The 24,976-nt window shown below is 61.8% G+C and carries 23 protein-coding genes and 1 pseudogene; 10 read left to right on the forward strand and 14 right to left on the reverse strand.

Going from position 1 to position 24,976, the window contains the following annotated elements:
• Positions 1–8 precede the first annotated feature (8 nt).
• The 7 genes and pseudogenes from B3397_RS18100 to B3397_RS18125 all read right to left on the reverse strand — a co-directional run bounded on the left by B3397_RS18100 (position 9) and on the right by B3397_RS18125 (position 7,747).
• Positions 9–806: an SDR family NAD(P)-dependent oxidoreductase gene (locus tag B3397_RS18100; RefSeq protein WP_296252764.1), complete on the reverse strand. Its 798-nt coding sequence runs from the start codon at positions 804–806 to the stop codon at positions 9–11.
• A gap of 123 nt (positions 807–929) precedes the next feature.
• Positions 930–1,361: a methyl-accepting chemotaxis protein gene (locus B3397_RS22590; protein ID WP_414704408.1), complete on the reverse strand. Its 432-nt coding sequence runs from the start codon at positions 1,359–1,361 to the stop codon at positions 930–932.
• Between the two features lie 108 nt (positions 1,362–1,469).
• Positions 1,470–2,249: pseudogene (locus B3397_RS22595) on the reverse strand (PAS domain-containing protein); the annotation flags it as partial.
• A gap of 214 nt (positions 2,250–2,463) precedes the next feature.
• The gene (locus B3397_RS18110) at positions 2,464–4,596 is read right to left on the reverse strand and encodes a glycoside hydrolase family 3 protein (RefSeq protein ID WP_296252767.1); all 2,133 of its coding nucleotides are present in this window, start codon (positions 4,594–4,596) and stop codon (positions 2,464–2,466) included.
• Between the two features lie 137 nt (positions 4,597–4,733).
• Complete coding sequence (locus B3397_RS18115) at positions 4,734–5,510, reverse strand: ABC transporter ATP-binding protein (protein WP_296252769.1); 777 nt, start codon at positions 5,508–5,510, stop codon at positions 4,734–4,736.
• Entirely contained in the window at positions 5,507–6,598 is a 1,092-nt protein-coding gene (locus B3397_RS18120) for a FecCD family ABC transporter permease (protein ID WP_296252771.1), read from the reverse strand. The genes B3397_RS18115 and B3397_RS18120 overlap by 4 nt, the downstream gene beginning before the upstream one ends.
• A 3-nt stretch (positions 6,599–6,601) precedes the next feature.
• Complete coding sequence (locus B3397_RS18125) at positions 6,602–7,747, reverse strand: ABC transporter substrate-binding protein (RefSeq protein WP_296252773.1); 1,146 nt, start codon at positions 7,745–7,747, stop codon at positions 6,602–6,604.
• A gap of 391 nt (positions 7,748–8,138) precedes the next feature.
• Here B3397_RS18125 and B3397_RS18130 point away from each other — a divergent pair, with 391 nt between their 5' ends.
• The 3 genes from B3397_RS18130 to B3397_RS18140 all read left to right on the forward strand — a co-directional run bounded on the left by B3397_RS18130 (position 8,139) and on the right by B3397_RS18140 (position 12,311).
• Positions 8,139–9,992: an ABC transporter ATP-binding protein gene (locus tag B3397_RS18130; RefSeq protein WP_296252775.1), complete on the forward strand. Its 1,854-nt coding sequence runs from the start codon at positions 8,139–8,141 to the stop codon at positions 9,990–9,992.
• Positions 9,993–10,922: 930 nt separating this feature from the next.
• On the forward strand, positions 10,923–11,183 hold the full coding sequence (locus tag B3397_RS18135; RefSeq protein ID WP_296252777.1) for a DUF1652 domain-containing protein: 261 nt from the start codon (positions 10,923–10,925) through the stop codon (positions 11,181–11,183).
• A gap of 465 nt (positions 11,184–11,648) precedes the next feature.
• Positions 11,649–12,311, forward strand: coding sequence for a dTMP kinase (locus B3397_RS18140; RefSeq protein WP_296252779.1), 663 nt, complete (start codon positions 11,649–11,651; stop codon positions 12,309–12,311).
• Here the strand turns inward: B3397_RS18140 and B3397_RS18145 are convergent.
• From B3397_RS18145 to B3397_RS18155, 3 genes are all read right to left on the reverse strand, one after another.
• Positions 12,293–12,787 (reverse strand): DUF1543 domain-containing protein, encoded by a 495-nt coding sequence (locus B3397_RS18145; RefSeq protein WP_296252781.1) that lies wholly within the window; start codon positions 12,785–12,787, stop codon positions 12,293–12,295. The genes B3397_RS18140 and B3397_RS18145 overlap by 19 nt on opposite strands.
• 34 nt (positions 12,788–12,821) lie before the next feature.
• A complete protein-coding gene (locus B3397_RS18150) occupies positions 12,822–13,601 on the reverse strand; it encodes an EAL domain-containing protein (RefSeq protein WP_296252783.1) in 780 nt (259 codons plus the stop codon).
• A 110-nt stretch (positions 13,602–13,711) separates the two neighbouring features.
• Positions 13,712–14,047, reverse strand: coding sequence for a hypothetical protein (locus tag B3397_RS18155; protein ID WP_296252785.1), 336 nt, complete (start codon positions 14,045–14,047; stop codon positions 13,712–13,714).
• Positions 14,048–14,331: 284 nt separating this feature from the next.
• Here B3397_RS18155 and B3397_RS18160 point away from each other — a divergent pair, with 284 nt between their 5' ends.
• The 3 genes from B3397_RS18160 to B3397_RS18170 all read left to right on the forward strand — a co-directional run bounded on the left by B3397_RS18160 (position 14,332) and on the right by B3397_RS18170 (position 16,694).
• Positions 14,332–14,739 (forward strand): DUF3597 domain-containing protein, encoded by a 408-nt coding sequence (locus tag B3397_RS18160; RefSeq protein WP_296252787.1) that lies wholly within the window; start codon positions 14,332–14,334, stop codon positions 14,737–14,739.
• A gap of 346 nt (positions 14,740–15,085) precedes the next feature.
• Positions 15,086–15,961 carry a hypothetical protein gene (locus B3397_RS18165; RefSeq protein WP_296252840.1) on the forward strand — a complete coding sequence of 292 codons (876 nt, stop codon included), beginning with the start codon at positions 15,086–15,088 and terminating at the stop codon, positions 15,959–15,961.
• 121 nt (positions 15,962–16,082) lie between these two features.
• Positions 16,083–16,694, forward strand: coding sequence for a DapH/DapD/GlmU-related protein (locus B3397_RS18170; RefSeq protein ID WP_296252788.1), 612 nt, complete (start codon positions 16,083–16,085; stop codon positions 16,692–16,694).
• 30 nt (positions 16,695–16,724) lie between these two features.
• Here B3397_RS18170 and B3397_RS18175 read toward each other — a convergent pair whose 3' ends face one another.
• On the reverse strand, positions 16,725–17,399 hold the full coding sequence (locus B3397_RS18175) for an HAD family hydrolase (protein ID WP_296252790.1): 675 nt from the start codon (positions 17,397–17,399) through the stop codon (positions 16,725–16,727).
• 187 nt (positions 17,400–17,586) lie between these two features.
• Between B3397_RS18175 and B3397_RS18180 the strand changes: the two genes are divergently transcribed.
• From B3397_RS18180 to B3397_RS18190, 3 genes are all read left to right on the forward strand, one after another.
• Positions 17,587–18,114, forward strand: a complete 528-nt coding sequence (locus B3397_RS18180; RefSeq protein ID WP_296252792.1) for a sigma-70 family RNA polymerase sigma factor — start codon at positions 17,587–17,589, stop codon at positions 18,112–18,114.
• Positions 18,111–19,049 carry a DUF4880 domain-containing protein gene (locus B3397_RS18185; protein ID WP_296252795.1) on the forward strand — a complete coding sequence of 313 codons (939 nt, stop codon included), beginning with the start codon at positions 18,111–18,113 and terminating at the stop codon, positions 19,047–19,049. The genes B3397_RS18180 and B3397_RS18185 overlap by 4 nt, the downstream gene beginning before the upstream one ends.
• 118 nt (positions 19,050–19,167) lie before the next feature.
• Entirely contained in the window at positions 19,168–21,555 is a 2,388-nt protein-coding gene (locus tag B3397_RS18190) for a TonB-dependent siderophore receptor (RefSeq protein ID WP_296252796.1), read from the forward strand.
• A 48-nt stretch (positions 21,556–21,603) separates the two neighbouring features.
• Here the strand turns inward: B3397_RS18190 and B3397_RS18195 are convergent, their stop codons facing one another.
• A complete protein-coding gene (locus B3397_RS18195; RefSeq protein WP_296252798.1) occupies positions 21,604–22,527 on the reverse strand; it encodes an alpha/beta fold hydrolase in 924 nt (307 codons plus the stop codon).
• 100 nt (positions 22,528–22,627) lie between these two features.
• Positions 22,628–23,299 carry a LysE family translocator gene (locus tag B3397_RS18200; RefSeq protein WP_296252799.1) on the reverse strand — a complete coding sequence of 224 codons (672 nt, stop codon included), beginning with the start codon at positions 23,297–23,299 and terminating at the stop codon, positions 22,628–22,630.
• A gap of 32 nt (positions 23,300–23,331) precedes the next feature.
• Between B3397_RS18200 and B3397_RS18205 the strand changes: the two genes are divergently transcribed.
• Entirely contained in the window at positions 23,332–23,784 is a 453-nt protein-coding gene (locus B3397_RS18205) for an Lrp/AsnC family transcriptional regulator (RefSeq protein ID WP_296252801.1), read from the forward strand.
• On the opposite strand, the gene B3397_RS18210 is transcribed toward B3397_RS18205, so the two are convergent.
• Complete coding sequence (locus tag B3397_RS18210) at positions 23,738–24,700, reverse strand: AraC family transcriptional regulator (RefSeq protein WP_296252842.1); 963 nt, start codon at positions 24,698–24,700, stop codon at positions 23,738–23,740. The genes B3397_RS18205 and B3397_RS18210 overlap by 47 nt on opposite strands.
• Between the last annotated feature and the right edge of the window lie 276 nt (positions 24,701–24,976).

Here is a 24,976-nt window from a genome sequence, read left to right on the forward strand (position 1 = left end):
TGTTTGGCTCAGTTCTGTATGGCCTTGACCGAGCCACCGTCGACGCGCACGTTGCTGCCATTGATGAACGAGGCCCGCCCTGAGACCAGCAGGGCGATAGCGGCGGCGACCTCTTCAGGTTGGCCGCGGCGTTTCTGCACGATGCCCGGCCGTTCTTCCTCCAGAAAGCTTTCCACGGCCTCTTCGAACGAAACCCCCATCTGCTGCGCGCGCTGCTCCATCATCGAGTCGGTCATGCCGGTTTCGATGAAGGCGGGGGCCACGGTATTGCACAGCACGCCAAAACCCGCTTCCTTGTAGGACAGGTTCTTGATGAACGCCGCCAGGCCGGCCTTGGCCACGTTATAGACGGCTTCTTCCCAGTAGGGCTGCACAGCGTTCTCGGACGTGATGCAGACGAATCGGCCCCAGCTGCGCTCGCGCATCGAGGGAATGGTGGCCCGAGCGATGCGCACGGCGGAAAAGAAGTCGGTGTCCCAGGCTTCCTGGTAGTCGGCGTCGGACAGCTCCAGTGGCTCGCCTTTGGCACCCGTGACGCCGGCGGTATGGACCACAATGTCGACCGCACCGAATTTCGCCTCGGCCTGCTTGACCAGATCGTCCACGGCGCTTTGATCGGTTATGTCGGCGGTCAGGAGCAGGGCGTCCCCACCGATGCCGGCGCAAGACGCTTGCAGCTTGTCCGCGTCCTTGTCACTGAGCACCAGGCGTACGCCTTCCTCGCTCAACAGCTTGGCCGTGGCCAGGCCGATGCCACCTGCTGCGCCGGTGATGAGGGCTACACGCCCCTTGATTTGCAGATCCATGAAAACCTCATTCTCGCCGGTTGATAGAGTGCCGGACTTGCCGGCTCTGAATTTCTGACTGGCGAGAGAGGGGACGGACTCAAATTATTTGCCAGGCGGGGCAGGGCAGCTCAACGCTTCGGCTCAAGCGCCTGCCTGGCTGGCGAACATGCTCACGGCATCCACCGCCGAGGTGGTGCCCTGGTTGATCTTGACGATTACCCGCCCCGCTTCGTCGGCCAGTTCGACACTGTTGCGGGCTCGATCGCGGGTGTTGTTCATGCTCGACACGGCCTGGCGAGTTTCATCCTGAATGGTGTCGATCATTGCCGAGATCTCCGACGTGGACGCACTGGTGCGGGCGGCCAGTTGGCGAACCTCGTCGGCCACCACGGCGAAGCCGCGACCCATGTCGCCGGCCCGAGCGGCTTCGATGGCGGCGTTGAGGGCCAGCAGATTGGTTTGCTCGGCAATGCTGCGGATGGTCTTGACGATTGCCGTGATCTGTTCGGACCGCTCGCCGAGCTTGGTCATCATCACTGACGACAGATCGACGTCCGCAGCGATGCTGCGCATCTCATCGGCGGCCTGATGGATCACGGCCGTACCTTGCTCGGCGACTTGCCGGGTGCCTACCGAAATCTTCCACGCCTCGGCAGCACTTTGGCTGTTGCGCGCCTGGCTCTGGATACGCGCGGTGATGTCACTGGCGAACTTCACCACCTTGCACAGTTGCCCGGCAGCGTCGTAGACCGGGTTATAGCTGGCCTCCAGCCACAGCTGCTGACCCTGCTTGCCCACTCGTTCGAACTGGCCACTGGAGAACTGCCCGGCATTGAGCCGCTGCCAGAGTTGCGCATATTCAGGGCTGCTGACCACATGGGCGGGGCAGAATTGACGGTGGTGCTTGCCCAGCACCTCGGCGTGGCTATAACCCATGAGCTGCAGGAAGTTGTCGTTGGCCTGAATGACCGTGCCATCGAGGTTGAACTCGATCACCGCCATGGCCCGATCGATGGCCTTGAGCATGGCCTGGGCCTGCTGCTCCTGCTGGATGCGCTGGGTGACATCGGTGGCGTACTTGATGATGCGGACGGTTTGACCCTGGGCATTGCGGATGGGGTTGTAACTGGCCTCCAGCCAGATGGCCTTGCCGGCGCTGTCGCGACGCTCGAACACACCAGACACGAACTCGCCGCCGCGTAGCCGACGCCACAGGTCCTGGTATTCGGGGGAACGGGCGTAGCGCTGTTCGCAGAACAGCCGATGGTGCTGGCCGATCACGTCTTCACGGCGGTAGTTCAGGGTGGTGAGGAAGTTGTCGTTGGCCTGCAACACATGGCCATCAAGGTCGAATTCGATGCTGGCCATGGACCGATCGATAGCGTGCAGCCGGCTTTCCAGCTGAGCCAGTTGCTGTTCGCGCAGCGCCTGGTCTTTCTTTGTACGGGACGAGAACAACATCTGACGACTCTCATGTGGCCAAGTGAAGGGAGCTCGGCCTTGAGCTGCAGATAGAGAAACATGGATCCAATATCAAAGTGCTTCCATGCGGGGAACATATACACATCGGAGGTTTTGTACAATATATTGCCCAGCCGTTCATGCCATTTAATCTGCCGCTCGGCTAGCGACAGACAAAGGCTTTCGCGGTTGGGCAACTGTACCGAGCTGTAGATCAGTGACCTGCCAGGGTCACGTCAGCCGACAACTGTTCGTCTTCGGCATGGTCAGCGGCATGAAACCGGTAGTCGCCTGGTGCGACCACGAAACCGTCAGGCTGGTAGCTGGCCAGGATGCGCGGTTCGATGTCCACCTGCACCGAGGTTTTCTGCCCTGGGTTCAGGAACACTTTCCTGAAACCGGCCAGGCGCTTGGCGAATCCCTGCGGGCCCAAGCGCGTGACGTAGATCTGCACCGTGGTGGCGCCCGGGTATTTTCCGGTATTGCTGATGGTCACCGTGGCCTGGTGCGCGTCGCCTGCCGTCACTTGCAGTTCGCTGAATTGGAATTGGCTGTACGAAAGCCCGAAGCCGAAAGGCAGCAGCGGTTTCAGTTGTTCGCGCGCGAACCAGCGGTAGCCTACGTCCGAACCTTCGATGTCATGATCCACGGCAATGATCGTCCCCTTGCGCGGCATGCCGGGGTTGGATGTGGTGGTTTCCGGGTCCAGCTGCTCGGGCCGCGGCAGTTGCGCCTCGCTGGCCGGGAACGTCACGGGTAGACGTCCCGATGGATTGACCCTGCCGGACAGCACCCCGGCAATCGCCGGTCCGCCCCCAGAGCCTGGATACCAGGCAGCCAGTACCGCGTCGACTTGGTCGAGCCAGGGCATCAGTACCGGGCCACCGGTCTGCAATACCACGACTGTCTTGTGGCTGGCACCGGCCAGTCTGGAAATCAACTCATCCTGGTCCGCGCCAAGGCCCAGACCTGACGCATCCAATGCCTCGGAGCGCCACTCTTGGGCGAATACGATTACCGCGTCAGCGAGGCCGGCCTGGGCAACGGCCAGCTCCACGTCGGTTCCATCCAGAAAGTCGACCTGCTGCGCCCCGCATTCTTCGCGGATGGCTTGCAGGGGCGAAGAGGGTTGGTACACCTTCGCTACGGGCATGCCCATGATGTCGATGCCCGGCAGCGACAGGCTGCCGATCGGCGTGACCGAAGACGACCCACCGCCACACAGCACACCATGATCGACGTGGGCGCCCACCACCAGCAGGCGCTTGAGACGCTGCGCCAGGGGCAGCGCTTGCGCACCGTTCTTGAGCAGCACGATGCCTTCCTCGGCCTGGCGCTGGGCGATCAGCTTGTGGGCGCTGAAGTCGATCGGTTGGGGAGGGGTGGGCGGTGCGTCCAGGGCACCCACTTCGATCAGGCTGCGCAGAATGCGAGTGACCATATCGTCGATGCGCTCCTGCGGCACCTCACCGTTGTTCACGGCCTGACGCAGCGCATCACCGAAGTAATGCGCATCGTCCAGATTGGCCCCGGACTGCACGTCGAGCCCGGCCAAGGCTGCCTTTACCGTGGAGTGCGTCGCGCCCCAGTCGGACATGACCCAGCCCGGATATGCCCACTGCTGCTTGAGCACGGTGTTGAGCAGAAACGCCTGTTCGGAAGCGTATTCGCCGTTGATCAGGTTGTAGCCTGGCATCACGGCGCCGGGTTTGCCGATCTCGATGGCCAACTGAAAAGCCAGCAGGTCCGATTCCCTCAGGGCCGCCTCGCTCAGGTTCGAGCTGACCATGACCCGGCCGGTTTCCTGGGAATTGGCGACGAAGTGCTTGACCGTGGACACCACCCGTTCCGATTGGATGCCTGCGACCGAATTGCCGGCAATGATCCCGGTGAGCAGAGGATCTTCGGAGACGTACTCGAAATTGCGCCCGCCACGCGGCTCGCGAATGAGGTTGGCGCCGCCTGCCAATTGCACGTTGAAGCCCTTGTGCCGTGCTTCGCGTCCGACCATGGCCCCCGATTCGTAAGCCAGGGCGGGATTGAAGCTGGCGCCCAGGGCGAGCGAGCTGGGCAGCGCGGTGCAATGATCGCCAGGGCGAACGTTGCCCAGGTTGCCGACACCCAGACTGGCGTCTGCCTGCTGCATGGCTGGAATGCCCAGTCGGTCGATACCGGGGTAGAAGCCGGCCGAGCCCAACGCACCTTCAGGTTTGGCTTGATCGCCCAGCGGGATCGCCATGGGGCCGGACAGCCAGGCGAACTTCTCGTCCTCGGTCATCCGGGCCACCAGTGCACGGGCGCGGTCGTCGGTTGAAGGGGCTGGGCGGGAGGAGTCTGCAGCGCTCATCGAGGGTCACCAAAACAGGAATGTAAACGTCCGATTCCTGTCTGGCGCGCGGGTTCCAAGGGATTGCTGCGACATATCGGCCATGGCCTGCACCCTGCCGGGGTGGCGTTAGGCAGGGCCGCTCGCCGAGGGATCGTTCAGAGCACCGACACCGGGTAGACGGCGGTGAACCTGCCATCGTCCACGCTCAAGGCGCGGCAATCCACGCCGTATACATGGGCAAGGTTTGCCGGAGTCAGGGTCTCTGGGGTGCTGCCGCTGCAGAACACCTTGCCGCGATGCAGCATCAAGGTGTCGTCGGCGTAGCGGCTGGCCAGGTTCATGTCGTGAAAGATCGCCAGGGTGACGATGTTGTGCTCGCGGGTGTACGCGCTCACCGCGTCGAGAATCTGCAGCTGGTTGGCCAGATCCAGGGCTGAAGTGGGCTCGTCGAGCAACAACAGGCGGGGGCTGCGAATCAACGCCAGCGCCAGCGAGATCATCTGCCGCTCACCGCCGGACAGCTCGCCTGGCTGGCTTTCGGCGAAGCGTTGCAGGCCCAGCAGTTCGAGCATGTCGCTGGCATTGCGCTGGGCCTGTTGGCCCGTTGCCCAGCGTCGGCTGGCGCCTTGCTGGGCCAACAGCAGAAGCTCGTAGGTGGACAACCGCACATCCAGGTGGGCCATGTCCTGAGCGACATAGCCGATCAATTGGGCGCGGGTGGTGGGGGAGGCGGTGAGCAGGTCCGTGCCGTCGATGCTGGCTGCGCCCCGGGCCGCCACCAGCCCGCACAGGCCTTTCATGAACGTCGACTTGCCCGCACCGTTGGCGCCGAGGATGGCCAGGGTACGACCCGGGGCAGCGTTGACCGCGAGGTTGTCGAGAATGGTCCTGCCGCGCAGGGTGACTTGGTAATCCGTGGTGCTGAAGCTCATCGCGCGGTCAGTCTCCGGTCTCGCAGAACAAGGATGATGAAGAACGGCAAGCCGATCAGCGAGGTGACCATGCCGATGGGCAGCACCGCACCTGGGACGATGATCTTGCTGGCCAGTGAGGCGAGGGTCACGAAGATGATGCCGCAGGCGATGGTGACGCCGATGGTGAAACGCTGGTCTTCACCCACCAGCAATCGGGCCACATGGGGGGCGACCAGACCGACGAAGCCGATGATGCCCACCACCGACGTCACTGCACCGGCCAGCAGGGCGGCCAGCACCAGCATCAGGGTGCGCAGCCGCCGCACCGGGATGCCGAACACCACTGCCTGCTCGCCGAAGCTGCGCAGGGCGGTCAGGGCCCAGGCCTGGACCAGCACTACCGGAATCGCAACCACAGCGATGACGCCGCACAGCGCGACCTTGTTCCAGGTCGCGTGCAGCAGCGAGCCCATCAACCAGAACACGATGCTCTGCAGTTGGTCGACATTCGCCACGTACTGCACCAGCCCCAGCAACGAGCTGAACACGAAGTGCACGGCAATGCCGAGCAGCGTGATCGCTTGCAGGCCGATGTGGCCGCGGGTCAGCAGCAGGATCATGCCGACGGTGAGCAGCGAAAACAGAAAGGCATTGGCGGTGACCAGCAGGTCTGCACCCAGACCCGGCAGCGCCTGGCCCAGAGACACGTTGAAGGCCAGCGCCAGGGAGGCGCCGAAGCCCGCTGCCGAGGAAATGCCGAGGGTGAAGGGCTCCGCCAGGGGGTTGTCGAGCACGGTTTGCATCACCAGCCCGGCCAGCGCCAGGCAGGTGCCGGCCAGCACGGCCATGAGCGTCATGGGCATGCGCAGCTCCCAGAGAATGACGCGGGTACTGGCATCGACACTGTCAGGTTGCAACAGACCGCGCAGGGCTTCGCCGAAGGTGAGGGTGCCGGAGCCGACGATCAGGTCGGCGACGAAGGCCATGCAGGCAATCAGCAACAGACTGGCCAGCAACAGGCTGCGTCGCCAAACGGCGCGGCTGTAGTTGGCCTGGTAGCCGGGCACCTCGGTGCCCGCGGTGGATGTGCAGGTAGGGGTGCTCACAGGTTACTTACCACTGGCCTGGGCCGGCGCGAACAGGATGGCCGGAACGGGTTTGATGCCGGTCAGCGCAAACAGGCCGTTGAGGGTGTCAGCGGGCTTGAGTTGCGCAGCGCTGTCCGGATAGAACGCCTGGTTGAGGTTTTCCACGGCCACAATGTTCCAGCTGCTGGCGTAGAACTGGTGATAGATGCCGTACACCCGGTTCTGTTGGCTGGCCTTGAGCTGGGCAAAGCCTGGTCGCTTCTGCAGCAGCGCCAGCGAACGCTGGATGGCGGCGGCATCGACGCCTTCACCGAAGCCGAAGGGCGGGGCCACCGAAGTGTTGCCGGAGAAGCGCGAGCCGGTCATCACATAGACGTCCGGCTGCTTGCCCAGCACGGTTTCCAGGGTCACGTCGCCGGTGGCGCCGGGTACCAGGCTGGAGCCCAGGTTGGTACCGCCGGCGGCCTGAACCAGCTTGCCCCAGTAGACGTCGCCGTGGGTGAAGCAACAGGCGCTGGCGCCGCCCTGGCCGGCCTTGGCTTCGACGAAGACCAGCGGCTTTTGCGCGTGCTGGGCAGTGATTTTCTCGATCGCGCTCAGATGCTGCTGGTAGAAGTCGACGTAGGCCTTGGCCTCTTCTTCGCGGTTCAGCACCTGGCCAAGCAACTGCACGGTCTTCACGCTGTTGACCACAGGGTCCAGGTCGCTGTCGACGAACACCACGGGGATCTTCAGGTCCGCCAGCTTCTTGGCCACGCCGGCGTTTTCCAGGGAAGTCTTGGCACGGGTCTGGAACACCAGCAGGTCCGGACGGGAAGCCACCACGGCCTCCAGGTTCAGGTCGCCGTTGTCACCGAACTGCATGTCGGTGGCGCGGTTCGCGGTCTGCGGCCATTGTTTTTCGAAGACCTGCCAGGTGTTGGGGTCCGAACGCTTGACCACGTTGTTCCACGCCACGATGCGCTCGAAGGGGTCTTTGCGGTCCAGCAGCGCCAGGGTGAACAGGTCTCGGCCATCCTGCAGCACGATGTGCTTGGGCTCGCTCGGAATCTCGACCTGACGGTTGGCCAGGTCGGTCACGGTAACGGGATAGGTGGTGGCTTGCGCGAAGGTGTGGCTTCCCAGCAGGAGGCCCACGCCCAGGAGAGTCTGTTTGAACAGGTGCATTGGTAATCCATTTCGTCGAGGGGTGGTTTGATGTGCAACACGACCTCGGGCCGCAGAAGACCGCGACAGGTTATAGGAAACATTCGCATCCGTCAGGTTTGATGTGGGGTGAGGGCTCTGGCTGGGGGCTTGGAGAGGGAGTGGGGCGGGGGTTTGGTGGTGGATGGTCCCCTCACCCCAGCCCTCTCCCTTGGGGAGAGGGAGCCGTACGCGGTATGCCTTTAGCTCCCTCTCCCTCAGGGCGATACGGCGGCCCGGGAGGGCTGGGGTGAGGGGACGATCCCCCCCAAATCCCCCCACCCACAATCAAGATCGAACAGCTCACCCAGCCCGCACTCAAACCCCTGTTAACATGGTCAGCTTTTCCACCCCCCCGCTTCCGGAGACCCTTATGCTCCGTTCTTTCGAACGCCGCCTCGACCCTTTTCCGCCCGACGAGGCGCCACCGCCGCCGCAGGGCCTGGCACGCTTCCTGTGGGCCTGCACCCGCGGGGCGCGGGGGCACATCCTGGCCCTGGCGGTGCTCAGCGCCGCGGTGTCCATCTACGAAGCCTGGTTGTTCTCCTTCCTCGGCCAGGTGGTCGACCTGCTCGCGACCTGGCAGAAAGACGGATCGATAGGCCGCCCCGAGAGCAGTGTGCTGTGGGGCATCGCCGCGGTGCTGCTGATCAGCATCGTGCTGGTGGCGTTGCGCACGATGGTGCAGCACCAGGTATTGGCCATCAATCTACCGCTGCGACTGCGCTGGGATTTTCACCGGCTGATGTTGCGCCAGAGCCTTTCGTTCTTTTCCGACGAGTTCTCCGGGCGCGTGACCACCAAGGTCATGCAGACCGCCTTGTCGGTGCGCGAGGTGCTGTTCACCCTCATCGAGATCGCGCCGGGTATCGGCGTGTATTTCATCGCGATCATCGCCTTGGCCGGCGGGTTCGATCTGCGCCTGATGCTGCCCTTCGTGGGCTGGGTGGTGCTGTTCGGCCTGGCCATGTGGTATTTCGTGCCGCGCCTGGGCAAAGTAGGCCAGGAACAGGCCCACGCCCGGTCATCCATGACCGGCAGGATCTCCGACGCCTACACCAACATCACCACGGTGAAGCTGTTCTCGCACACCAACCGCGAAGCGCACTTCGCCCGTGCGGCCATGGAAGACTTCAAGGACACCGGCTTCCGTCAGATGCGCCTGGTGAGTCAGTTCGAGATCGTCAATCAGGCGCTGGTAGTGGGGCTGATTCTGGCGGCGGGCGGCTATGCCCTGTGGCTGTGGCACGCCGGTGAAGTGGGGACCGGCGCGGTGGCGGCAATTACCGCCATGGCGTTGCGGATCAACGGCATGTCCCACTGGATCATGTGGCAGATGACTTCGCTGTTCGAGAATATCGGCAATGTCCAGGACGGTATCTCGACCCTGACCCGTGGCCCCAAGGTAAAGGATGACCCCGACGCCGCAGTGCTGCAGACCACCGGGGGCGCCATCGCCTTCAACAACGTCAGCTTCAACTACAACGGCGAACGCCAGGTGCTCGATGGCCTGAACCTGAACATCCGTCCGGGCGAGAAAATCGGCCTGGTGGGCCGTTCCGGGGCCGGCAAGTCGACCCTGATCAACCTGCTGTTGCGCTTCTACGATGTGGACAGCGGTGCGATCACCGTCGACGGGCAAAACATTGCTCACGTCACCCAGGACAGCTTGCGCAGCGCCATGGGCATGGTGACCCAGGATACCTCGCTGCTGCACCGCTCCATCCGTGACAACATTGCCTACGCACGGCCCGACACTACCGATGAGGACGTGCGCGAGGCAGCGATCAAGGCCCAGGCCGATGCTTTCATCCAGCAGTTGAGCGACAAGCAGGGGCGCAGCGGGTATGACACGCTGGTGGGTGAGCGGGGCATCAAGCTATCCGGCGGTCAGCGTCAACGCATCGCGATTGCGCGGGTGATGCTCAAGAATGCGCCGATCCTGCTTCTGGACGAAGCGACCAGCGCGCTGGATTCGGAAGTGGAAGTGGCCATTCAGGAAAGCCTCGACGAGATGATGCAGGGCAAGACCGTTATCGCCATCGCCCACCGGCTTTCCACCATTGCCGCCATGGACCGGCTGATCGTCATGGACCAAGGCCGCATCATAGAGGAGGGCACCCACGGCGAGCTGCTGGCCCGCAATGGCGTATACGCGCGGCTTTGGCAGCACCAGAGTGGGGGGTTTCTCGGCGAAGACCAAGGCATAGCGGAAGCCCTCGAATAATCCCCCTTGCCCCCACTGTAGGAGCGGCGCCCTAGCCGCGAAGACGCCCGCCCGTGCGCCGCCCGATCTGGATATTGCACAAAAGCCACCGGCCCCTTCGCGGCTATGACGCCGCTCCTACAAAACCACCGCGAAGGCGCCCGCTCGTGCACCGCTGGATCTGGATATTGCATAGAAGCTACCGGCCTCTTCGCGGCTATAACGCCGCTCCTACAGAAGTACCGCGATTCCGCTGTAGGAGCGGCGTGCTAGCCGCGAAGGCGTCAGCATGGCCGCCGCCAGATCCGGATATTGCACAAAAGCCACCGGCCCCTTCGCGGCTATCACGCCGCTCCTACAAAGCCACCGCGATCCTCCCCCTGTAGGAGCGGCGTCATAGCCGCGAAGGAGTCAGCATGGGCGCCGCTGGATCTGGATATTGCATAGAAGCTACCGGCCTCTTCGCGGCTATGACGCCGCTCCTACAAAGCCACCGCGATCCTGCCTCTGTAGGAGCGGCGTGACAGCCGCGAAGGCGTCAGCATGGGCACCGCTGGATCTGAATATTGCATAGAGGCTGCCGGCCCCTTCGCGGCTATGACGCCGCTCCTACAAAACCACCGCGATCCTCCCCCTGTAGGAGCGGCGTGATAGCCGCGAAGGCGTCAGCATGGGCGCCGCTGGATCTGGATATTGCATAGAAGCTACTGGCCTCTTCGCGGCTATCACGCCGCTCCTACAGAAGTACTGCGGTCGTCCCCTGTAGGAGCGGCGTGATAGCCGCGAAGGCGTCCGCATGGGCGCCGCTGGATCTGGACTGGGCGCAGCTATCACACCGCTTCTGCGGTTGACACATGTGGATGCAGATTACGGATATCCCGTCCTGCGGCGCGGTCTACTTTTAGTGCAAAGCAGAACAATAAAAAATCCAGCCACCCTTGTGAGGCAACGATGCTCTCTCATCTTGAGTTGCGCCACGTATTCGAGTCCGCGTTCCTGCCTACCGAGTGCAAATGCACGATCGGTTCGGGCAGGACCATGACCATCCAGCTCATCAATCCTCGGACCAAAAAAGCCGAGCTCACGCGAAGCGCGATCCCGATCGGCAGTTTGACCTCGAGCAGGGCCATAGCGGAGCTGGTCACCGAGCTGAAGGAGGAGCTGCGGCTCTGGCCGATGGCGCATCAGGATCGCCGCAAGCATCGGCGCTAGCCCCACCTGTCAGCGGATGCTCAGCCCTTGGACTCAACCCCTCGCGACCGTGCGACCCAGTCTCGGGCGGAGCAGCCATGACCCAGGGATTCTGGCAGCGCCGCCTGCACCACACCGAGCCGGGTCCAGACAGCGCCAGGGCGCGGGCCACGACATGAGTACACAGCTGCCCGTACTCGTTCATCTGGTGCAGCGGCATCCCTATCAATTCGGCGGCGACAGCGCGCGACGTCGCTGCCACCACCCATTCAGATTCTTCCCAGCGACACTGATAAACCCTAAGCGTCCGGCGCATGGTTACAACTCCCTATTTCATACGCTATACGCTTATGTAGCGCGCCCTTGCGACCCTGTCCAGCACCCGCAGTAATCGCCCATTGCCATCACTCCGATTTGCGACCTGAATCGTTGGAGCACCTCTAAAACGGTAGAATGCATATCCACCACCGCTCAGTCATGTGAAATATGAACCCTGCGTTGTTTGTTTCCGTCGATGGCCCCAAGGGAACCGGCAAGACCACCCTGTTGGAGGCGGTCACCCACACCCTGCGGGCAGACGGTAGAAAAGTGGTCCGACTCTGCGAAAGAAAGAGCGACCCGTTCAGGGCCGACACCATGGCCTTGGTCAACAGGCTTGCCCGCGATCCCAGCCGCGACCTGGAATGGGAAGTGTGCCAACGCCTGGCAGACAGCCGGCACTGGATTACCCAGCACGTGCTGCCCAGGCAACCTGCGGGCAGCATCATTCTGATGGATCGGTGGTACCCGTCCGACGCCGCGTTTCGCCGCACGATCCCCTTCGCGGACATCCTGCGGCTGAACATGGAGCGCCAAGTACGGGTCCCGGACCTTCTGGTCGGGGTGATCACCGACCCGCACGTTTCATGGGCCAGGGCCGCGGCACGGACGCGAGGTCTGGGCAGCACCGTCATGCACCAGCTCAACGAGCATGTCGCCTGCACAGAAGCCTTCGAAACGGCCATAGCGGATCAGGGGTGGACTCTGTGTCGAAACCAGGGAACCATCGAGCAGGCAACCGCGCAGGTGGTTGCCGACATCAACAGCGCGCTGGATCGCTCCATTCAAACCGAACGCCGTGAAGCAGCCGCTCAGGGAAGGACGATGTAGTCGTTGCGCTGAACCACGCCCCGATGTGCCGCGTCTACCAGATGCACGTAGCGGCCACCGACTGAGTCGATAGGCAGGCAGTCGTCTACATCCAGCACCGCGTCGGTATGTGGCTGTGTCCAGTGCGTCAGCATCTGGCGCTTTCCTTTGGCCATAGCCTCTTTACGGTTTGCGGCAGCTACCAGCAGATAGTGATGGGCCTCGCCAAACACCTGCCGTTCGTAGCCGCCCAGGTTGATGAAGTACAGTCGAACGGAGTCCGGCGACGGTGCCAGGGGGCTGAGTTCCACTTTCCAGTGTTCGATGCCGTCTACCATCATCCACGAGTCGATATGCACGCCCTTGGCGCTGCCGAACCAGGCTTCGCGCAGCTGTGGATAGGTGGCTTCCAGGCTATCGGCCACCACGAACACCACATCGTGTACTTCGATCTTCGCTTTGGGATGTTTCCCGCCCAACATCACGACATACAGCATGGGTTCGCCCTAGGTAATCGAATCACTGGGGGAATCAGTCAAACCGGCCAGGCGACAGTTCGCCTATCACTGGCCGGGCGAACAGATAGCCTTGCATCAACTCGATACCCAGTTCCAGGATCGCAGCACTCTCTTCACGGGTTTCGACACCCTCGGCGATGACGACGATGTTCAACCGGTTCGCCACCAGTACGATGCCTTCCACAATGGCTTGCTTGGTGGGGTTCTTGTCGATGTCCCGCGTCAGCGCCATGTCGATTTTCAGAACACCGGGCTGGAACATGGCCAAAAGGTTCAGACCCGAATAGCCCGAGCCAAAGTCATCGATAGCCGTGGTAAAGCCCTGGCGTTGGTATTCGGCGAAGATCGACTTGAGATGATCGGGATCGACCACTTGCTCACCCTCGGTCACCTCGAACATCAGTCTGTCCAACGGGAACTCGAATTGCCGCGCGGCTTCCAGCGTGGCACGAATGCAGGTTTCGGCCCGATAAACCGCGTTAGGCAGGAAATTGATACTGAGCAGGCAGCCAGGAATCGCCGGGAGGCCCAGCCGGGCCGCTTCTTCGATCGCCTTGACGCGGCAGGCCTGATCGAACCGGTAGCGATTGGTTTCGGTGACCTTGCTCAGAATCGAGAAAGCCGACTCCCCATTCAGACCGCGCACCAGCGCCTCGTAAGCGAACGGCTGGCGTGTACGCACATTGAAGATCGGCTGGAAAGCCATGGTGAAATCGAAGCCCAGGGCTTCGTGGTTTCTGCACTCGGCGCAGCCCAGGGCTCGAAAGGGGAGAACGGCAGGTTGGTCAGGCATATTCGGGTACCGAGACGGTGAAATTTGCAACGCCGCAGCGTCAAGCTACGGTTCAATGCCATGCTATCGGCAGACGGCACTAAAACTGAAGGGTGCCACGGTGCCGTTTATCATTTACCGGGTTCAGTATCACCCGCGTCCAATGCGCGAAACCAGTCCGCGTAGGGTGTATTGGCCACCTGATAGCGGTTCCAATCCGCACTGCCGTCGTTCCACCACACTGGACCGCGTTCGCCCAGTGCCACTTTTGCGGTTTGAACGACAGCCCTTGCTGCCTTCATTTGAGCAGCATCACCCGATGCCTTGGCCGCTTTTACCGCTCGGCGACCGTTCATGAGGTCCTTTACCAGGCGCGCCCGATCTTCTTCTCCAAGTGACGGATTGCTACAGCGCCACAGTTGGCCTTTGATCACAAAATAGCGGCCATCAGGGGTGGTGGGATTCATATGGCTGGACCGACGCCGCACAGCCTATGCGTACAGCTTGCTTGAATGGTTCTCAATGGATGGTGCTCCTGGCGCTTGTGCGCATGGGACAACAGCGACGCCCCAGGATTTCAGACGGTCCCGAGGGAAGGTGACATTACCCACGCAGATCGTCCGGGCCACTTGAATCGAACCCTAAAATCGAACAGGGACACATCCGTTCAAACTTTTACCGGCTTGCACCAGTCCGTTCTTAAGTCACCTGCGGGCCATCGGCTGCGGGCCTTTCATTACGGAGATATCCAATGAGTTTCTTCAGCACGATTCTAGAAAAACTGGGATTGAACAAACACGAACAAGCACCCCCAGCCCCTGAACCTACTGGGACACCGGCGCCGACCGACGCCACCACCAGCGTTTCTTCCGGCGCCACACCTGCGGCCACCGCGATCAGCGAGGTCGACGTCGCCCAGAAACTCGAGACGTTGGCTGGCCAGAGTTCGGCAGAACTCAACTGGCGCACCTCGATCGTCGATCTGCTCAAGCTCCTGGATATGGACAGCAGCCTGACGGCTCGCAAAGAGCTGGCTGAGGAATTGCACTACACCGGTTCCACTGACGACTCGGCCGCCATGAACATCTGGTTGCATTCGGCGGTGATGAAGAAGCTGGCCGAGAACGGCGGTAAAGTGCCGGCCGATCTGCTGGACTGAGCAACCGGTATCTCGTTACCTATAGCGAATGTCTTACAAATCTTTGCGACCGCAGCCATAGGCTCACGCAAAGGCTTTGGATTTAATAGAGCCATCAACTGAGAGGCCGGACGCTCTCGGAGGTCACGGACGATCAACCATTGCCTGGAGGCTACCGACAGGATGTTGGAATGGTTTTGATAACAGAAAAGAACCCGCTTCGGCGGGTTTTTTATCGCCTGCAGGAAAGTGCTTCGGCCCGCGCCAGCTTTCGACTACCCAGGCGTTGGATTTGCGCTTGAACCATGACGGCTGCGCTCCGCTCATATCCAGTACTCAAGTTGATGTACTCGGAAAGGAACGGCGGATGATCGAAATCAATAGCTACACCACAGTAAAGCGCCGGGAACGTGTGCCTCACGATGTCTTCGCCACCTACTGGCGCGATGTGCATGGCCCCCTCTGTGCGAGGCTCCCCGGGCTAGGCCTGTACATTCAGCATCATTTCTCCCGTGAACAGGATGCTCACCTATGGCCACTGGCGCCAGGCATCACCCAGATTCCGGATTACGAACTAGACGGTGGGGTAGAGATTGGCTTCATGGCGGCCACCGAGCAGGAGCGCTTCAAACAGGCAAGTTCCATTCTGTTCAGCGATGAACAGAACATGTTCGACGAAACGCTCGCCTACGATCTGCCGACTGGATCGCTGACGCTGAGCAATCATCTGCATGACGAAGCCGTGAATGGACGCGACCAAGCAGACCGCATCCACCTCCATCTGGGCCCCCGTGGCAGCCTCGAAGACCTCCATACCTATCTGCGCGAGGATTTGGGGCCCAAGCTTGCCGAGGATGAGACCGTCGAGAAGGTTCGTCTTCACCTGTGCTCGCCATTTGTGAACGACGGCGAGCATCCACCGTCGCCAGATGTTGCCCATACGGCCACACCGATACGCGCAGAGTTGGCAATCATCGAGATAGCCTTCGAAAACCCCTTGGCTCGAAGACGATTCTTCGCCAGCGACGCGTATCAAAACACCTTGCAGGCCCAGGCCGCCCACATCGCGCAGCTGAAGGCCTTCGCGGTGTCAGGTGTCTACACCTACGTTTTCGAAGGGGTGATCACCACGGCGGGGTTGCGAGGCAGTCGCGCGGCAGAACTGATCGAGTACCTGGGCGCGGTGAATCAGGTGACCACCGAGGTGGAGTCGCTGTTCCTGCGCGACGCACCCCTTGGCTGACGCCTCCAGAGCGGGGAACCGTCGGTAGTCGAGTCATCGCGGGCAGCGCACGGCGCACTTGATCAAGTCGGACGATGCTCTGGGTGTACACTCAGGTCTCACTTGAGATCAGAGATGCAAAATGGACTTGCCCGAGATTCCCACGTTCATCCCAGGCTGGCCGGCGTTGGGCCTTGCGCCCGACGCGGCCTGGCTGATTACCCAAGATTGCGAAAGTCATGTATTGGCGTTGCTGTCCAGGCTGGGCCCGGGTTATCGCCGCGACGGCGATCAAGCTGTCCACGAAACGGCTATCGTCGAGCAGGGCGCCGTATTGAAGGGTGCCATCATCATCGGTCCAGGCTGCTTCGTTGCTGCAGGTGCATACCTGCGGGGCGGGGTCTACCTGGGCAGCGACTGCATCGTAGGGCCCAGTTGCGAGCTCAAAAGCAGTTTCATGCTGGCCGGCAGCAAACTGGCCCATTTCAACTTCGTGGGTGACTCGATCATTGGGGAGCGGGTGAATATCGAAGCCGGCGCGATCATCGCCAACTACCGTAACGAACTGGATGGAGCGCCTATCAGGATTCGTTTCGAAGGCGCTGTCATCGAGCTGGGTGTCCGCAAGTTCGGCGCCTTGGTGGGCGACGACTGCAAGATCGGCGCGAATGCCGTCGTCGCCCCCGGCGCGTTACTGCGCCCGGGCACGCGAATTCCCCGCCTTGGGTTGGTGGATCAGTTTGCCTATGACTGACGGGTTGATCACCCTCTACGGCGTTCCTGGCTATTCAAACGTCGTCACTTCGTCCAGGTGATTCAGCAGGTCCAGAGGGTCGGCATACACCCTCAGGGCCCCGGCCCGTTCCAACTCGCTGATATCGTAGCCACCGGACAGCAGGCCGATGCCCAGCGCCTTGGCCCGCCGCGCGGCAAGCATGTCCCAGATGGCGTCGCCCACCACCAGGCATTCGTCAATCGGCACGCCCAGCTTGTCGGCGGCGGCAATGAACAACGCTGGGTCAGGTTTGCCCTGCTTGACGTCGTCGCGAGTTACCAGGTTGATCTCATGACTCTTGAGGCCCAATGCCTTCAAGTTGATGTCAGCCGTGGCCACCTCTCCACTGGTGGCGATGCACCAGGAGAGGTTTTCACTGTCGAGTTTATCCAGCAGCTCGACCGCGCCAGGCAGCGCAATGATCTGGCCTTGCAGTCTTTCGTAGGCCTGGGCGTGCAATTCGCCCAGTCGCTGCGCCTGTTGCTCGCTCAGATCCAGGCCGGTCTCTCGGCTCAGGTTTTTCAGCATCAAACCGCCGCTCATGCCGATCTTGCGGTGAATTCGCCACATGGCCAATGGGATGCCCTCGGCGTCCAGCGCTTCCTTCCAGGCGGCGACGTTCTGGTAAACGCTGTCGGTCAAGGTGCCGTCGAGGTCGAAGATGAAAGAAGTCTTGTCGCGCATGATCTGAATCCAATAGGGAGGCGGGCGTGTTCATGAGAGAAATAGCCTATCCAGATGGTTCAAGTGCATCGCAAAGCCAGCGAACGGGCGGAGGAGGGAATCGAGAGGTTGTCAGGAAGCAAGTTGCATTGCGGGATTGGACTGGATTTGTCAGAATCGATAACCATTCCCATTAGTGACTCTCGCCATGGCAGCCCATCCCAGCGTCGCCTGCGTCAACCAGACGGCCCGGCAAAGCCTGCTCCACCAACTGTTCGGCGATCATCACGGCTGGCTGTTCGACCGCTTGCGAGCCCGATTGGGCTGCCCCAGTGATGCAGCGGACATGGCCTCGGAAACCTTCGTCCATGTGGTGGCACTGGACGACCCCCATGCGATTCGCGAGCCACGGGCGCTGTTGACCACCATTGCCAAGCGATTGATGTACGCCAGTTGGCGCCGGCGTGATCTGGAGCGGGCCTATCTGGATGCTCTGGCCTGCGAGCCTGAGCAGTTCGTGCCTTCCCCGGAGCAGCAGGCGCTGGCCATCGAAGCCCTGGTCGAAATCGATCGTGTGCTGGAAGGGCTGTCGTCGCGCGCCCGTGCGGCGTTTCTGTACAGCCAGCTCGATGGACGAACCTACGCCGACATAGGCCGCGAACTCGGCGTATCCGCGCCTCGGGTCCACCAGTACGTGGTCCAGGGACTGCGCGCCTGTTTCCAGGCGCGCGCATGAACGCGGCCCTACCCAATGCCGTGCAAGAGGCCATCGACTGGATGGCCTGCCAGCGCTCCGGGTATTTCGATGCCCAGCAGCAGCGCACCTTCGAACAGTGGTTGGCTGCGGACCCACAGCATCAGCACGCCTGGCAGCAACTGCAGCAGCGGCTGCAGGCCACGTTCGCCGGTGTCGACGGGCTGTCTGGACGAACCTTGGCCAAGGACCGGCCTGTCCGTCGTCGGGCCTTGCTCCGGGGGGCGCTGGGATTGGGTGGGCTCGCGGCCGGTAGCTACTGCCTGACGCCTGGCTGGCAACTGGCAAGGCTGCGTGCCGACCTGAGCACCGGCACTGCCCAGCGCGAGCGCATCCCTCTGCCGGGCGGTTCGTCGTTACTGCTCAATGCCCAAAGCGCGGTCAACCTGCATTTCGAAGGGCGCAGGCGCGATGTTGAATTGCTGGAGGGCGGGGTGATCGCCGAGGTGCTGGCCAGCCAGCGGGATGACCTGCGCCTGTGTTCCCGGCAGGGGATTGCGAGCATGGCCGAGGGACGCTGCATGATGATGCTCGATGCTGATCAGAGTCGGGTCTGGGCGTTGCGTCACAGCCTGCGGGTAACCCACCGCAATGGCTCGCAGATGATGTTGACGCAAGGGCAGGGGGCTCGCCTGACCGCCTCGGGCATCGAGATCATCAGCACGCCTGCCGAGCGCGCCGACGCCTGGTCTCAGGGCCGCCTGGAAGCCCGCAACCATGCCCTCGCAACGGTGATCGACGCCCTGCGGCCTTATCACCGAGGCGTACTGACCCTCAGCCCCGAAGCTGCCCGGCTGAAGATCTCCGGCGTGTTCAGCCTCGATCACAGTGAACAGGCACTGGCAGCCATGGCCGATGTCTTGCCGCTGCGCGTCGAGCGGGTGTTTGGCTTCTGGACTCGCGTAACCCTGGCCTGATACACGCCAGCCACTTTTTTTCAGCCCGGCCCTTAATAATTTCGAGACTCATCGCACAAGCAAGACAGTGCTGTGCCGTTTGCAGCTGTTCCGTCCTGTCACCGAGGGTCATCCATCCATGCGTCCCCAGCTCCTTTGCCCGATGTTCGTTGCTGTCAGCATCGTTGCCGTGCCTGTAAACCACACCTTCGCCGCAGAGCCAGTCAGTGCCGCCGTGCGGCAGTCGTACGCCTTGCCGGCAGGCCCCCTGGAGGCAACCCTGTTGGCGATCGGACAACGCAGCGGCCGTCAGGTGGTGTTCGTGCCTGACGACGTCGCCGGGCGGCGGGCCCATGCCGTTGCTGGCCAATTCACGGCCGAACAGGCCGTTGAGCAGGCGTTGCAAGGCACCGGGCTCTCGCTGCTGATCAGCGCCAGCGGCGCACTGAGCGTGCAGCCCGAGACCGGCGCCCTGACCCTCGGGGTATCGAACATCGATGCCACCTCCGACCGCGAATCGGCCTACGGTCCGGTCTACGGCTATGTGGCCAAGCGCGCGTCCAGTGCGACCAAGACCGATACGCCCCTGATCGAAACACCGCAGTCGGTTTCCGTGGTCACCCGCGCTGAAATGGACGACCGCAAGAGTGACACCCTGGCCGATGCCCTGGGCTACACCCCTGGATTCGTCAGCCAGCCCAACGGCTTCAGCCGGGTGGCGGACGACTACACCCTGCGCGGCTTCAACGTCGGCTCCGGCACCGGCGGCATGTTGCTCGACGGCATGAAATTGCAGTCCAGCGTTTACGATGGTGGCATCGAGCCGTTCGGTCTGGAGCGGGCCGAGGTGCTCAAGGGCGCATCGTCGGTGCTGTACGGGCAGTTGTCGCCGGGAGGCGTGATCAACGCAGTCAGCAAGCGTCCCACGCAAACCCCGGTACACCGTGTGAGCGCCGAGTACGGCAGCCACGATCGCCAGCAATACACCTTCGATCTGGGTGGCCCGGTGGACGAGCAGGGTGAGTTTTCCTATCGCCTCAACGGCCTGTGGCGCGACGCCGACACCCAGGTGGACCACATCCGCGACGACAAGCGCTACATCGCCCCTTCGTTCACCTGGACCCCGAACGAGGACACCTCGCTCACCGTGCTCGCGGCCCATACCGAAGCGCTGACCGGCCTGACGCCACCGCTGACCTACGCCATGACCACCTACAGCCCAGGGCCGGGGCGCAAGATTGGCCGTGACGATTTCGTCGGCGAGCCCGGTTACGATCATTTCAACAGCCGTATCGACACCTTGGGCTATCTCTTCGAACATCGCCTGAGTGACAGCCTCAAGGTCCGCCACGCCCTGCGTTACTACCAGTCCAACGTGTCGTGGAACTACCTGCTGCCGTTCAGTATTGCAGGCGACACCCTGCGCCGGCGCTACAGCGAGCGCGAAGAGCGCTCCACCGGCTGGACCAGCGACAACAACGTGGAATGGAAGATCGACGCTGGCCGCTGGCGTCATACCCTGTTGGCGGGGATGGACTACTACCACAAGACCTACGACACCCACCGCCACATCAGTGTCACTGTGCCGCAGTTGGCACCCAGCCTCGATCTGTCGACTTTCGCCTACACCGGCGTAGGCGCCAACACGGCGCCGGAGTCGGGCTGGGACATTCACAGCCGCCAGGTAGGCGTCTACCTGCAAGACCAGATCACCTTCGATGAGCACTGGGTGTTCCTGCTGGGTGGCCGTCAGGACTGGGCAGAAAGTCGCAACTACTCCTTCGTCAACGGCGCCCGCACCCCGCGTAGCGACCGCAAACCGACGGCTCGCGTCGCGCTGCTCTATCTGTTCGATAACGGTGTCGCGCCGTATGTGAGTTACAGCCAGTCGTTCCAGCCGGCCGACGTTGCCAACCCGGGTGTCACGGCGACGTTCGATCCGATCGAAGGGGAGCAGTACGAGGTGGGCGTACGTTATCAGCCACCGGGCAGCAACACCTTGCTCAGCGCGGCGGTCTATCACCTGACCCAGACCAACGCGATCACCTACGACGCTCTGGCCGGCCAGTACGAGCAGTACGGCAAGAGCCGCTCCAAGGGGCTGGAGCTGGAAGCCAAGACCGACCTGGGCGACAACCTCAGCATGACGGCGGCCTACACCTATACCGATGCCCATGTGCTGGAGGACAACGTTGTGAGCAACGTCGGTAAACGCCTGGAGGGCGTGCCGTACCACAACGCGTCGCTTTGGGCGGACTATCGTCTGGCGGCCTTCGGCCTACCGCAAGTCAAGGTCGGCGCGGGCGCCCTGTACATCGGCACTACCCGCACCACGCCCACCGTCACGGACCGCAAGATCCCGGCCTACACCCGCTTCGACGCACGAGTGAGCTACGACGTGGACGAGCACTGGCAGCTCGCGGCGAAGGCACAGAACCTGGCCAACGAAACGTATCTGTCGTGTACCACCGCCTGCCGGTATGGCGATGGGCGCAGTGTTGTCGGTTCGGTGAGTTATCAGTGGTGAGGGCCGGGGCTGGTCCGAGGCTGAGAGGCTGCAGACTGAATGCCAGCCTTAGTCGTCTCTTGGCCCCGATCCCGCCCGATCTCCAGCAGGTCGAAGCAAGCTCATGACCGCCTGCGCGAAATCAACCGGTGCCTCCTGAGGAACATTGTGCCCCACACCCTTAAGCATCACTCGGCGCGCGGGGCCAGAGAATTTGCGTAGCGCTTGTTCCTCGTCCTGAGGCGGTGTGACCCCGTCGTCGGCGCCCGCCAATATCACCGTGGGTACGGCGATGCGAGGCTGCTCGGCGAGCTTCTCCTGAATGGCCGCGTACTGCGGATCGCCGTCGACCAGGCCAAAGCGGTGTCTGTACGAATGGGTCACGACATCCACAAAGTCTGGGTTGTGGAAGGATTGCACAGACTGTGAAAACGCCTGATCGCTGAAGTCCCAGGTAGGCGACCACTGTTTCCACAACAGCTTGCAGAAAGCCTCCCGATTAGCCTCAAGCCCTGCGTAACCTCGGGCACTGTGCAGGTAATACTGATACCACAGACGATGCTCCGCTTCAGGTGCGACAGGACTGCCGGCATTTGCAATGTCCTGGATGTTGTAGCCGGGTTCACAGCTGACCAAGCCAATCACTCGCGCGGGCCACAGGGCAGACACCACACACGCGGCACGGCCACCCCAGTCGTAGCCCGCGAGCACCGCTTGCTCGATGTTCAGTGCGTCCATGAGTGCAAGCAGGTCAGCGCCCAAGGCTGCCTGCTCACCTGAGCGAGGGGTACTGGCGGACACGAAGCGAGTGCCGCCGTAACCACGCAGAAAGGGAATCACGCATCTGCAGCCTGCCGCAACAAGACTGCTGGCGACCTCGTCATAGGCATGGACGTCGTATGGAAAGCCATGAAGGAGCAGGACTGTCGGCCCATCGGTGGGGCCGACGTCTAGATACGCTACGTTGAGTGCGCCTGCTTGGATTTCGTTCATGGTGGCTGTCTCCCGGTGTGTCACCTTGTGACAGCGCCGATGGGCGGGCGTCTCCAAGGAAAGCTGATGCAGAGGGTCGGGCACCGTCGAGGCCGGCTTATTAGATGGCCAGTCGTAGAATCGCGGGCATGGTGGTGAGTATCAAGATAATGGACATGGAAACGTTGAACGCCAGTGCATAATTGGGCCGTGTGAGTACCTGCCGCAGCGCGACCCCGCCAACCGCCCAGACACCGACGCACACGGTCGATAGAATCGCCAGCATTGCACCGGCCAGGCAAAGATTCAGGACGTGGTTTTCGGCAGGAATGTAGGTCGCGGACGCACTGATTGAAAGCGCCCACGCTTTCGGGTTGATCCATTGGAAAGCCGCGCCTGCGAACAGCCCCATCGGCGGGCGGTTCTCTTCGCCGATTTCAAGGGGGCCGCTGGTGGCGATCTTCCAGGACAGCCAGAGAATATAAGCGGCACCGACCACTCCCAGGATGGTGTGAAGCAGGGGCACCGCGTCGAACATCGCTCCCAGGCCCAGCCCCAGCAACACGAATTGCAAGCTGACGCCCAAGGCGATACCCATCACCAGTGGCATGGTCCGCGTTACACCTACTTTCGCGCCTGAGATGAGTACCATGGCGTTGTTGGGGCCGGGAGTACCCGTCATTACGATTGCGAAAATCAGAAAGGGAATGAGCAAGGCAAGGTCAGTCATGATGCATAACGCCTGAGGAAAGTAGATCAATTTTATGGCGTTGCAGCCGGTGATTGGTTGCATAATGGTTTCTTTTGAAAGTGGCTACGCAACAAATGGCTGATATTGATCAGATAGACCGAAGGATATTGCAGGAGCTGACGCGGGACGGGCGGCAGACCAACTTGAAGCTGGCCGAACGGGTCGGTTTATCGGCCTCCGCCTGCTTGAGAAGGGTGCAGGAGCTGGAACGGTCCGGCGTCATCACCGGCTATCGCGCAGTGATTGATCGGTCCCGGCTTGGGGCAGGGTTCGTGGCCTACGTAACGGTAGGGCTTTCCCATCACACCAAAGACAGCCTTCGCGCCTTCGAGCGCGCAATCAGCGCGTGTCCGGATGTAGTGGAGTTTCACACTGTCACAGGGACCATTGAGTACCTGCTGCGGGTGGAGCTGGCCGATATGAAGGCTTACAAGACGTTCCACAATGATGTGCTGGGTACACTGCCGCATGTCTCCTCGATCACGAGTTATATCGTGATGGACACGCCGAAGAATGAGCGGGCTTGAGCCCCTCGCGATTGAACAGTGCCACCGCCGTCGTGCGCCGATAGTCACTGGGCGTCTGATTCATCTCATGCCGGAAGTGCCGGTTGAAGTTGGATACGTTCTCGTAGCCGACCTCAAAACAGATCTCGGCGACCGAGAGCCTGGTTTGGACAAGAAGCCGGCAGGCGCGCTGAATGCGCAACTTGCGCATCAGATCGATGAACCCATGGCCCGTGATTCGTTTGAAGAATCGCGAGAAGCCAGCCTCACTCATTCCGACGCGCTGGGCTATCACCGACAGGCGAAGATCGGACGTGAGTTCATTGATCAGATAGTCGAAAGCCTGGTTGATGCGCTCGGAACTGCGCGCATCCAACGACGGCGAGTAGTACGCGCTCGCCAATACCCGGATATCACTTTTGGGGGCTTTGGCGAGTGTATCCAGCAACTGCAGAAAGCCTATCAGCCGCTGCAAGCCCTGAGCCTCGCCAATGCGTTCAAGCAGCAGGGCCGCTTCTCTGGCCGTGGCGCCGGTGAACTCGATCCCGCGCTGTGCCGCCTCCAATAGCGTTTTCAGCTGCGATAGCTCAGGCAACGACCCTCGAAGGTTGAGCAGGCTGGCACCATCGAACTGCAGAACCACATCACGACCCGCAATAAGCTCGCCTGGCGCTACGTCCCCCATCCAGTCATGAGGCAGGCCAGGGCCGATCAGCGCGACATGGCCGGCGCAGAAGGGGCCGATGTAGTCGCCCGCCAACAGTTTGCCGCTACCTTGCCGGATCAGGTGGATTTCATACTCGGGATGATGATTCCAGCGCGCAAGATCATACGGGTAGTCGTGTTCATACCATCGAAAGCTCTGGTCAGGCCCTGGGAGAATGACCTCGAGATCGGCGGGACGATGCTCGAACAGAGCGGCTCGGTTATCAGGCATCTGATCGCCTTTTTTGTTTTCTGGATCGAGTGCACTCACGATACGCCGGTCTCGCGCTCATCGGATAGCCCCTGCAATCCCATCCGGTCGATACTTTTTTGATCGATACCTGCCCATGGCCTGGCGATCAAAAAAGTATCGATTCGACGTCCGCCATTCGTTTGAGGGGCCATTTTGAAGCTGATCTAATCGGCTCGTACAGCGCTGGTGCCGAGGCAGTAGCTGGCAGCAGAGGTCACAACAACAATAACGGCTCCGGTCGAACCGGCCTGGAGC

Origin of the sequence: Pseudomonas sp. UBA4194, from assembly GCF_002379585.1 — a bacterium.
Classification (GTDB): Bacteria; Pseudomonadota; Gammaproteobacteria; order Pseudomonadales; family Pseudomonadaceae; genus Aquipseudomonas.

What these genes read in the sequence shown, in the direction of transcription:
- B3397_RS18100 (WP_296252764.1), bottom strand. Translation starts at nt 806, where the DNA reads ATGGATCTGCAAATCAAGGGGCGTGTAGCCCTCATCACCGGCGCAGCA.
- B3397_RS22590 (WP_414704408.1), bottom strand. Translation starts at nt 1,361, where the DNA reads ATGCGCAGCATCGCTGCGGACGTCGATCTGTCGTCAGTGATGATGACC.
- B3397_RS18110 (WP_296252767.1), bottom strand. Translation starts at nt 4,596, where the DNA reads ATGAGCGCTGCAGACTCCTCCCGCCCAGCCCCTTCAACCGACGACCGC.
- B3397_RS18115 (WP_296252769.1), bottom strand. Translation starts at nt 5,510, where the DNA reads ATGAGCTTCAGCACCACGGATTACCAAGTCACCCTGCGCGGCAGGACC.
- B3397_RS18125 (WP_296252773.1), bottom strand. Translation starts at nt 7,747, where the DNA reads ATGCACCTGTTCAAACAGACTCTCCTGGGCGTGGGCCTCCTGCTGGGA.
- B3397_RS18130 (WP_296252775.1), top strand. Translation starts at nt 8,139, where the DNA reads ATGCTCCGTTCTTTCGAACGCCGCCTCGACCCTTTTCCGCCCGACGAG.
- B3397_RS18135 (WP_296252777.1), top strand. Translation starts at nt 10,923, where the DNA reads ATGCTCTCTCATCTTGAGTTGCGCCACGTATTCGAGTCCGCGTTCCTG.
- B3397_RS18140 (WP_296252779.1), top strand. Translation starts at nt 11,649, where the DNA reads ATGAACCCTGCGTTGTTTGTTTCCGTCGATGGCCCCAAGGGAACCGGC.
- B3397_RS18145 (WP_296252781.1), bottom strand. Translation starts at nt 12,787, where the DNA reads ATGCTGTATGTCGTGATGTTGGGCGGGAAACATCCCAAAGCGAAGATC.
- B3397_RS18150 (WP_296252783.1), bottom strand. Translation starts at nt 13,601, where the DNA reads ATGCCTGACCAACCTGCCGTTCTCCCCTTTCGAGCCCTGGGCTGCGCC.
- B3397_RS18155 (WP_296252785.1), bottom strand. Translation starts at nt 14,047, where the DNA reads ATGAATCCCACCACCCCTGATGGCCGCTATTTTGTGATCAAAGGCCAA.
- B3397_RS18160 (WP_296252787.1), top strand. Translation starts at nt 14,332, where the DNA reads ATGAGTTTCTTCAGCACGATTCTAGAAAAACTGGGATTGAACAAACAC.
- B3397_RS18165 (WP_296252840.1), top strand. Translation starts at nt 15,086, where the DNA reads ATGATCGAAATCAATAGCTACACCACAGTAAAGCGCCGGGAACGTGTG.
- B3397_RS18170 (WP_296252788.1), top strand. Translation starts at nt 16,083, where the DNA reads ATGGACTTGCCCGAGATTCCCACGTTCATCCCAGGCTGGCCGGCGTTG.
- B3397_RS18175 (WP_296252790.1), bottom strand. Translation starts at nt 17,399, where the DNA reads ATGCGCGACAAGACTTCTTTCATCTTCGACCTCGACGGCACCTTGACC.
- B3397_RS18180 (WP_296252792.1), top strand. Translation starts at nt 17,587, where the DNA reads ATGGCAGCCCATCCCAGCGTCGCCTGCGTCAACCAGACGGCCCGGCAA.
- B3397_RS18185 (WP_296252795.1), top strand. Translation starts at nt 18,111, where the DNA reads ATGAACGCGGCCCTACCCAATGCCGTGCAAGAGGCCATCGACTGGATG.
- B3397_RS18190 (WP_296252796.1), top strand. Translation starts at nt 19,168, where the DNA reads ATGCGTCCCCAGCTCCTTTGCCCGATGTTCGTTGCTGTCAGCATCGTT.
- B3397_RS18195 (WP_296252798.1), bottom strand. Translation starts at nt 22,527, where the DNA reads ATGAACGAAATCCAAGCAGGCGCACTCAACGTAGCGTATCTAGACGTC.
- B3397_RS18200 (WP_296252799.1), bottom strand. Translation starts at nt 23,299, where the DNA reads ATGCAACCAATCACCGGCTGCAACGCCATAAAATTGATCTACTTTCCT.
- B3397_RS18205 (WP_296252801.1), top strand. Translation starts at nt 23,332, where the DNA reads ATGGCTGATATTGATCAGATAGACCGAAGGATATTGCAGGAGCTGACG.
- B3397_RS18210 (WP_296252842.1), bottom strand. Translation starts at nt 24,700, where the DNA reads ATGCCTGATAACCGAGCCGCTCTGTTCGAGCATCGTCCCGCCGATCTC.